Raw genomic sequence first — 8865 nt, 5'->3', positions numbered from 1 at the left:
CCCCGATGCGGTACATAGGGGGTTCTGAGTAGAGAAATGCTAGTTGAAAATGTGTAAACCTATTTCAGGACTAGACACTCAAGGGGTATCAGTCTTTCTTGGCCAGCAGGAACTGCACCAGCTTGTTGAACTGCTCTTGAGAGGTGATGGATTCAATCTTCACCATGTACTTGCCGTTCACCAGGAAGGCCGGTACACCGCGAATGTTGTAGCTCTCGGTGTTGCGATCGAACTGGGAGACCATACCGGAGACGGCAAAGCTGTCGACGGCACCGTCGAACTCTTCAGCCGGTACGCCGTTGTCCACGAAGATCTTCTTCACGTCGTCACGGCTCATCGGCGGCTGACGCTGGGTGTGGATCTTGGTGAAGATGGCCGGAGTCATCTTGGCTTCGGCATTGAGCAGGCTGGCAACGGCATAGGCACGCTGCATCTCGGGGCCCATTTCGCGGCCGAGGAAGGCAACCGGGTTCTTCTTGAGGGGCACACCCTCTGGCAACCCGGCCTTCAACTGTTCAACGATCGGTTCGAAGGTAGCGCAGTGCGGGCAGTAGTAGGAGAAAAACTCCATCACTTCCGGCTGGGCACTGCCAGTCTGTTTGACCACATCGTAGTTGACGCCTTCCTTGAACTCTGGGGCGGCGTGAACCATGGGGATCATCAGCATGGCAGCAAGGAAAAATAGAACTTTTTTCATGATGTTTCCTGTTAAGGGATCACTGTGAGGCACGCCCGGCGAACCGAAGCAGTGCCAAGCCTATTGTTTCGCCATGCTGACGTCAATGGTCAGGGCCGGAGATCGAGTCCCCCTTGCCGCGCAAGATCCCTTCTATTTCACCAGTTTGGCATCAGACTCAACGGCGGTGCCTTCAGTACTTCCAGCTGATCGTGCCAAAGGTGGGGCTATCTGCTGGCCGCCGGATAAGTTACCACCCCGGCATAAGGCTCAACGGTGGCGCCTTGAGCGCCTCCAGCTGATCGTGCAGGGTCGCTATCTGTTGACGCCAGTAGTGATCGGTATTGAACCAGGGGAAGTGACGGGGGAAGGCGGGATCTTCCCAGCGCCGCGCCAGCCACGCCATGTAGTGAACGATGCGCATCGCTCGCAGCGGCTCGATCAGCGCCAGCTCCCGCGAGTCGAACTCCATAAACTCCTCGTAGCCCGCCAGCAGGGTGTCGAGCTGGATCTGCTGCTCGTGGCGCTCGCCGCTCAGCATCATCCAGAGATCCTGAATCGCGGGGCCGGTACGGCAATCATCGAGGTCAACAAACATGGGGCCATCGCGCCACAGGATGTTGCCCGGGTGGCAGTCGCCATGCAGGGAGATCTGCGCCACATCCAGGGCCATGGCGTCGCTCACATGCTTGATCAGCTCGTCGAGTACCCCGAAGAATTGCTTCGCCAGCCCGCTTGGCAGCCACTCGCCAGACGCCAGCAGCTGACGCGGTTCGTGCAACATGCTCTCCACATCGAGCCGCACCCGATGATGAAACGGCTTGCTGGCGCCGATCTGATGAATGCGACCGAGGAAACGCCCCACCCACTCCAGCTGGTCGAGGTTATCCACCTCGAACTGGCGGCCACCGACGCTCTGCCAGATAGCAAAGGGGTAGCCCTCGTGCTCCAGCAGGGTCTCGCCCGCGAAGGCGAGCGGTGCAGCGACCGGGATCTCCGCCTCTGCAAGGCGGGTGGCAAACTCGTGCTCCTCGAGGATCTGGGCCCGGCTCCAGCGGCCGGGACGGTAGAACTTCACCACATAGCGGCGACGATCCTCATCCTGAAACTGGTAGACCCGGTTTTCGTAGCTGTTGAGCTCGATAAGGCCGGAGTCGAGCCGCAGGCCACTGAGATCGAGCGCATCCATGATGAGGTCGGGATTGAGGTCGGAATAGTTGAAACGCATGTCATCCACCATAAGAAAGGGGCGCCGTTGCGCCCCATTCTATCACTACTACCCGCCATTGCCGTGCTCGCTGGTGACCGGACTGGTGTCACGCCCGGCCCGCAGCCACACGCAGTTACAACCGGCTGATAAACTTGCTGCCCTGGCGCAGGTTGCCCTTGCTGTCGTCGGGCGCCGCCCCCTCCCGTTTCAGCACGAACTGGATATCCAGCGCCGGCCGTTTCAGGTTGTAGGGATCGACCGCCAGACTGACCGGCAGGGTGTAGATCTCGCCCGCCTTCAGGGTCACTTCACGGGGGCCGAACCACTGATACTCGGGCAAGCCCTCCACATCCAGCTGGTAGGTCTGGGACTGCAGGGTCTTGTTGAGGATCTTGAGGGTGTAGGTGTTCTCAATCAGCCCCTCGCTGTTTTCGCGGAACAGCTGGTTGCGATCCCGCAGGATATCGAGCCCCATCGGCATGATGGACATGGCGTTGTAGACAAAGACCCCCAGCATCACCGCCATCACCAGCCCGTAACCTATCAACTTGGGCCGAGCCACATGGGTGGAGTCGTTGGCCAGCTTGTGCTCGGTGGTGTAACTGATGAGCCCTTTCGGGTAGCCCATCCGCTCCATGGTCTGGTCGCAGGCATCGACGCAGGCACCGCAGTTGATGCACTCGTACTGCAGGCCATCGCGGATGTCGATACCGGTCGGGCAAACCTGCACGCAGAGATCGCAGTCGATACAGTCACCCAATCCCATCGCCTTGGGATCCGCCTTGCGGGAGCGGGCACCACGGGTCTCGCCACGCTTGGTGTCATAGCCGACGATGAAGGTGTCCTTGTCGAACATGGCGGACTGGAAGCGGGCATAGGGGCACATGTGGATACACATGATGGCACGCATCCAGCCAGCGTTGCCGTAGGTAATGATGGTGAAGAAGATCACCCAGAACAGCACCCATCCGCTGGCCTGCAGGGTGAAGAGGTCCGGCACCAGTTCAGTTACATCCTGGAAGTAGGCGACGAAGGTCAGGCCGGTCACCAGTGAGATCGCCAGCCAGGCCAGATGCTTGGCTCCCTTGCGGGCCAGCTTCTCGCCGCTCCAGGGCGCCTCGTCCAGCTTGCGCCGCTTGTTGGCGGGCCCTTCCAGCTTCTCTTCAAACCAGATGAACATGAAGGTCCAGACCGTCTGCGGGCAGAGATAGCCACACCAGACCCGACCGAGAAAAGTGGTAATAAAGAAGAGTCCGAAGGCGGCGATCATGAAGAGCCAGGCGAGCAGGGTCAGATCCTGCGGCCAGATGGTGGCGCCAAAGATATGGAACTGCTGGTGACCGAGGTCGAACAGCACCGCCTGTCGCCCGTCGTAACGCAGCCAGGGCAGCAGCACGAACAGCGCCACAAAGAACCAGCCCATGGCCTTGCGCATCCGCTGCCAATACCCTTTCTGGGCCCGCACATAGATGCGGTTGCCCGGGTTGAATCTGTCGTCGCTGGCTTTGAACGTATTGGGGTTGAAGGTCCCGGTTACGCCCTTGTCGGTGACGTCCTTGATATCGATTTTATCGTGGTCGGCCATTGCAAGACATCGCTCCCTTATTTGTTATGGAGCGGATTATATCTTAAACAGCATGCTAATTGTGTGGATTAGATGTATCTAATATTGGGGTTGGATCGCAATTTTCGGCAACAAAAAAGCGCATCACCACGAGGTGATGCGCTTCCGCTAAAGATTCACTTGATTCCGCGCGCCTTGAGCAGCGCCTCTTTGAAATCGGGCACATGATCCTTGGCCAGACCGGGGATCATCGCCTGCTTGTCGGATTCCCGCATTTTGAGGTGATAGATCAGCATGTCGTCGGTCAGCTCGGACAGAGGCCCTTCAAATCCCGCTTCTTGGGCCAGTTTGGCAACAAACTGCACCAGGCTGAGATCCTGTTCCTTGATCCAGGCAGGCTGCAACAACTCCAGCAGCTCTTCGATACGATGACATTGCATAGACAACCTCTTTAATCTGTCACGTTAAATTCAGGCAACCTTACCCATCAAGGCTACTTCGATTCGATCCCGCCCATTATGCTTGGCCTGATACAGGGCCGCATCCGCTTTTTGGATCAAATCGGCGATTTTCATGCTGTTGTCCGGTATCAGTGTCGCAACACCAAAACTACATGTGACCCGACCGGAGACCAGTGACTTCTGGTGCGGGATGGCCAGCTCCTTGAGCGCCTGCCGCACATTGTCCGCCACCTGCAATGCCCCCTGCATGCCGGTGCAGGGCAGCAGCAAGGCAAACTCTTCGCCCCCGTAACGGGCCGCCAGATCGTCCTCGCGCCGCTCCACCTCGGCCAGCAAGCCCGCCACCTGTTGCAGGCAGTCATCCCCCAGCTGATGGCCGTAGAGATCGTTGAACTGCTTGAAGTAATCCACATCCACCAGCACCAGCGACAGCGGCGCCCGGGCGCGATGGCAGCGCCGCCAGGCCCGCTCCAGAGAGTCGTCGAGATGGGCGCGGTTGGCGATGCCGGTCAGGCCGTCGAGGCGGGAGGTGAGACGCAAATGCTCGGAGACCGCCTTCAGCTCGGCCACCAGCTCGGCGTTGGAAAAGCGGTGGTGGAGCGAGGCGATCTGATCCCGCCGCATCCGGCGCAGCAGGGTCGGCAGAAAGACAAAAAGATAGCCCGCCAGCATGCAGGAGACGATCCGCTCCTGCTCGTTGCCATTGCCCAGCTCGAACAGCATCGCCATACCCAGCGGCAGGGCGGAACCATAGAGGGTACGGCGGCTGCCAAACAGCATGATGGCGCTGCCGGTAAGAATGAGGCTGGAGAGCATCATCATGGCGGCCCGATAGGTATCGGGCAGCTTGTCCATGTAGAGCAGCACCCCGAGGGCCCAGATGATGGAGGTGATGGTGGCTCCGATAAAGAGCTCCCGCTCCAGCACCGGCAACGGCGTCTGGTGCAGGCGGGCTCGGCGCCAGCGCAGGTGCCAACCCCGACCCAGCAGCCACAGGAAAGTGCCTGCCAGCCAACCGAGCGCTTCGATGGCGGGTAGATAGTCGTGAAACAGCAGACTCCAGCCAAATGCCAACACGCCCAAACAGGGGAGACTGAACGATGCATGGGTATAGAGCTGGGCCATAATGGCCTGCTTAACCTGGCGTGTCACACTCTGGGTCAACTGAGTACTCCTGTACAAGAGCCGAGCAGTCTACCATTACCCCCTGACCCGCAACAATAAAGCGCCGCTTATTAAGAAGTTAATCAATCAATAACGATTTCTTCTGCGCTGGCAGGTGAGTCCTTGCTCACCCCTTCTCCAATTCGTCGAGGATCGGGCACTCGGGATTTTCATCCCCGTGGCAGCAGCAGACCAACCCTTCCAGGGAGGTAAGCATGGCCTGCAAGCCGGCAATGCGGGCGCGCAGATCGACGATCTTCTCCTGCGCCAGCTTCTTCACCTGGGCGCTGGTTCTGTGTTCGTCACGGTAGAGCGCCAGCAGCTCCTGACACTCCTCCAGATTGAAGCCGGTCTCCCGCGCCCGCTTGACGAAACGCAGCTCCCGCAGCGCCCCCTCGGTGTAACTGCGATAGCCGTTGTCACTGCGTACCGGGGCTGTGATGAGGCCAATGCTCTCGTAATAACGGATGGTCTTGGCGGTCAGCCCAGTGGCCTTGGCAACCTTGCTGATGTTCATTTATGCCTCCTTACTGATCGGGTTGGATGCTGGCCCGTGCGCCGCCCTGGGCTGCCAGCGTTTCAATAACAGGGAATTGCTCAATACTGTGATGCTGCTCAGGGCCATGGCCGCCCCCGCCAGCTCGGGGCTGAGGTAGCCCAGCGCCGCCAGCGGAATGCCGATGATGTTGAACACGAAGGCCCAGAACAGATTCTGCTGGATAGTGCGCCAGGTCGCCGCCGAGATATCGATGGCATCGGCCACCAGCCGCGGGTCGGAGCGCATCAGGGTGATGGATGCAGTCTCCATCGCCACGTCCGAGCCGGAGCCCATGGCGATGCCGACATCTGCCGCCGCCAGCGCCGGGGCATCGTTCACCCCGTCCCCCACCATGGCCACCAGCCCGCGAGTTTGCGCCCGCAGCGCCTCGACTCTCTCCACCTTGCCAGCTGGCAGCACGGAGTCAAAGGCTCCGTCCAGTCCCAGCTTGGCAGCGATATGGGCCACGGGGGCCGGCGCGTCGCCGCTCACCAGCCAGCTGGCAATGCCGCGCTGACGCAGAGTGGCGATGGCTTCCGGACTCTCCGGGCGCAGGGTATCGGCCAGCGCCGCGATGCCGGCGACCGTGCCATCAACGGCAATCCAAACCCGGGTCGCCCCATCGGCGGCTTGTTCATCCTGTTGCGGCGGTTCAATGCCGAGCTGGGCCAGCAGGGCGCCATTGCCGATGGCGACTGTGTGACCCGCTACCTGACCGACAATACCGGCACCGACCCGCACCTCCACTGCCTCCGGCTGGGGCAACGCCACTTCTGTGCCGACGGCCTCCCGCATCGCCAGCGCCAGCGGGTGTTCACTCGCCTGCTGCAGGGCGGCAGCGAGGCGCAGCTGCTCGTCGTTGCCACTCCAGCTGGCCAGCACCGGCCGGCCCTGGGTCAGGGTGCCGGTCTTGTCGAAGATAAGCGCCTTGATGGCGTGGGCCCTCTGCAGGGTATCCACATCCTTGATCAGAATGCCGTGGCGCGCCGCCACGCCGGTACCGGTGACGATGGCCGCAGGCGTTGCCAGCCCCAGCGCACAGGGGCAGGCGATCACCAGCACCGCTACCGCCGCCAGCAGCGCCTGACCGAAGTCGTTGCTGATGGCGTACCACACCAGCAGGGTGAAAAAGGCGATGGCCATCACCACCGGTACGAACACGGCAGAGACCTTGTCCACCAGCTGTTGCAGCGGGGCCTTGCCCATCTGGGCGCTCTCCACCAGCGCGATGATCTTGTTGAGGCTGGAGTCCTCCCCCACTGTCGTGGCTTCGATCTCCAGCACGCCGGAGCGGTTGATGGCACCGCCCAGCACCTTGCCGCCCACACTGCGCGGCACCGGCAGGCTCTCGCCGGTGAGGATCGATTCGTCCAGTTCGCTGGCGCCGCTCACGATTCTGCCATCCACCGGCACCCGCTCACCCACCAGCACCCGCAGCCGATCGCCACGTAGCACCTCGTCGATAGCGACGCTCTGCCAACTCTCGCCACGCCAGACGGTGGCAGTTTCCGGTCGCAGCGCCATCAGTTCGCGAATGGCGGACTGGGTGCTGCGTCTGGCCCGTGCCTCCAGCAACTTGCCGAGAGAAATCAGGGTGATGATGATGGCGCTCGCCTCGAAATAGAGCTTGCCGCTGGCAGCCATCCCCAGCGTCAACAACAGATAGAGGCTGTAGAAGTAGGCCGCACTGGTGCCGGTGGCCACCAGCACATCCATATTGGCTGCGCGGTTCTTGATGGCGAGCCAGGCGCCGCGATAGAAACGGGCCCCGATCCAGAACTGCACCGGGGTGGCGAGCACCAGCTCCAGCCAGGCGGGTAGATGCCAGGGGAACAGTCCGGCCATGGCCAGCATCCCCACCAGCAGCGGCAGAGTCAGCAGCGCCGAGATGATGACCCGGGTCTGCGCCTGACGGGCTGTGGCGGCTTCCTGCGCTTCCCGCTCCAGCAACTGTTGGCGGCGGCCGCTGGCCGAGCCTTGTGCCAGCTGGGCGCCAAAGCCGAGCGCCTCGATCTGCTCGCGCAAAGCGGCGGGCGTCTGCATCCCGGGGACCAGTACGATCCGGGCCTGCTCGATAGAGAAGTTGACCTCGGCCGAGATAACGCCGGGCAGCGCGGCCAGCATCTTGTTCAGCCGAGCCGAGCAACCGGCACAGGTCATGCCGGTGATTTGAAACTGGATGGTCTCGCTGCCGTAGTCGTAACCCTGACTCTTGATGCTGTCGAGCACCGCAGGCAGGCGATCGGGGCTGGCCAGCTCGATGGCAGCCTGCTCCAGCGCGAAGTTGACGGTGGCCGATACCCCGTCGAGTTTGTTGAGACTGGCTGCGATGCGGCCTGCGCAGTTGGCGCAGCTCATGCCGCTGAGCGGCAATTGCAGATGAATGGGTGATTGAAGATGAGTGGTCATGTTGTTCCTCCCCGGAACCCGTCGGCACCACAAAACGCCGACTGGCAAACCCTAACCTTTACTGCAAGGGTAAACTCAAGCCACATGATCCACTTTTTGCAGATGAAAAAAACGGCGCCCGTTTGCTGCCAGAGAGCCAACGGGCGCCGCCTTCAACTATTGTGCGGTGTGAACTGCGACTCAGATACCGTACTGGGCGCGGTAAGCCTTCATGGCAGCCAGTTGCGCCGCCAGATCCGGCTGCTCGGCCTGCTTCTCTTCCAGATAGGCAATCAGGTCGCTCATCTGAATGATGGCGATGATGTGGGCGCCGTAGTCACGCTCCACCTCCTGAATGGCGGAGAGCTCGCCCTTGCCCTTCTCCTGACGGTCCAGCGCGATCAGCACGCCCGCCAGCGAGGCGCCGTTGGCCTGGATCAGATCCATGGATTCGCGGATGGCGGTGCCGGCGGTGATAACGTCGTCCACCAGCATGATGCGCCCCTTGAGCGGGCTGCCCACCAGATTGCCACCCTCGCCGTGATCCTTGGCCTCCTTGCGGTTGAAGCACCAGGGCACATCCACATCGTGTTGCTCCACCAGCTGCACGGCGGTGGCGGAAGCGATGGGGATCCCCTTGTAGGCCGGGCCAAACAGCACATCGAACTCGATGCCAGCATCCATCAGGGCGGCGGCATAGAAGCGGCCGAGACGGGCCAGATCGCGGCCGCTGTTGAACAGACCGGCGTTGAAGAAGTAGGGGCTTTTACGACCGGATTTCAGGGTAAATTCACCGAATTTGAGAACCTGTTTCTCCAGGGCGAACTCGATAAATTGACGCTGGTAGGCTTTCATTCTGGCTCC

At 61.2% G+C, this 8865-nt stretch carries 8 protein-coding genes; all 8 read right to left on the bottom strand.

The window, feature by feature from the left end; all coding sequences use genetic code 11:
• Positions 1-88: 88 nt before the first annotated feature.
• The gene (locus tag G5253_RS18990) at positions 89-697 is read right to left on the bottom strand and encodes a thiol:disulfide interchange protein DsbA/DsbL (protein ID WP_266135706.1); all 609 of its coding nucleotides are present in this window, start codon (positions 695-697) and stop codon (positions 89-91) included.
• A 229-nt stretch (positions 698-926) separates the two neighbouring features.
• Positions 927-1916, bottom strand: coding sequence for a serine/threonine protein kinase (locus tag G5253_RS18985; RefSeq protein WP_266135707.1), 990 nt, complete (start codon positions 1914-1916; stop codon positions 927-929).
• A gap of 103 nt (positions 1917-2019) precedes the next feature.
• Positions 2020-3471, bottom strand: a complete 1452-nt coding sequence (gene ccoG, locus G5253_RS18980; RefSeq protein ID WP_005357450.1) for a cytochrome c oxidase accessory protein CcoG — start codon at positions 3469-3471, stop codon at positions 2020-2022.
• Between the two features lie 155 nt (positions 3472-3626).
• Entirely contained in the window at positions 3627-3890 is a 264-nt protein-coding gene (locus G5253_RS18975) for a YihD family protein (protein WP_005339598.1), read from the bottom strand.
• Between the two features lie 30 nt (positions 3891-3920).
• Positions 3921-5075 (bottom strand): GGDEF domain-containing protein, encoded by a 1155-nt coding sequence (locus tag G5253_RS18970; protein ID WP_005339596.1) that lies wholly within the window; start codon positions 5073-5075, stop codon positions 3921-3923.
• 127 nt (positions 5076-5202) lie between these two features.
• A complete protein-coding gene (gene cueR / locus G5253_RS18965; protein ID WP_005356117.1) occupies positions 5203-5592 on the bottom strand; it encodes a Cu(I)-responsive transcriptional regulator in 390 nt (129 codons plus the stop codon).
• Positions 5593-8022 (bottom strand): heavy metal translocating P-type ATPase, encoded by a 2430-nt coding sequence (locus G5253_RS18960; protein WP_421204028.1) that lies wholly within the window; start codon positions 8020-8022, stop codon positions 5593-5595.
• A 180-nt stretch (positions 8023-8202) separates the two neighbouring features.
• Positions 8203-8856 (bottom strand): orotate phosphoribosyltransferase, encoded by a 654-nt coding sequence (gene pyrE / locus G5253_RS18955; protein WP_216952344.1) that lies wholly within the window; start codon positions 8854-8856, stop codon positions 8203-8205.
• Positions 8857-8865 lie beyond the last annotated feature (9 nt).

This window comes from Aeromonas sp. 602658, assembly GCF_049173005.1.
Taxonomy (GTDB): Bacteria; Pseudomonadota; Gammaproteobacteria; order Enterobacterales; family Aeromonadaceae; genus Aeromonas; species Aeromonas veronii_A.
The sequence above is the reverse complement of the archived record's forward strand: the minus strand, read 5'-3'. Positions and strand labels throughout refer to the sequence as shown.

Excerpts from the sequence above, each read along its gene's own strand:
- G5253_RS18990 (WP_266135706.1), bottom strand. The coding sequence starts at position 697 with ATGAAAAAAGTTCTATTTTTCCTTGCTGCCATGCTGATGATCCCCATG.
- G5253_RS18985 (WP_266135707.1), bottom strand. The coding sequence starts at position 1,916 with ATGGTGGATGACATGCGTTTCAACTATTCCGACCTCAATCCCGACCTC.
- ccoG (WP_005357450.1), bottom strand. The coding sequence starts at position 3,471 with ATGGCCGACCACGATAAAATCGATATCAAGGACGTCACCGACAAGGGC.
- G5253_RS18975 (WP_005339598.1), bottom strand. The coding sequence starts at position 3,890 with ATGCAATGTCATCGTATCGAAGAGCTGCTGGAGTTGTTGCAGCCTGCC.
- cueR (WP_005356117.1), bottom strand. The coding sequence starts at position 5,592 with ATGAACATCAGCAAGGTTGCCAAGGCCACTGGGCTGACCGCCAAGACC.
- G5253_RS18960 (WP_421204028.1), bottom strand. The coding sequence starts at position 8,022 with ATGACCACTCATCTTCAATCACCCATTCATCTGCAATTGCCGCTCAGC.
- pyrE (WP_216952344.1), bottom strand. The coding sequence starts at position 8,856 with ATGAAAGCCTACCAGCGTCAATTTATCGAGTTCGCCCTGGAGAAACAG.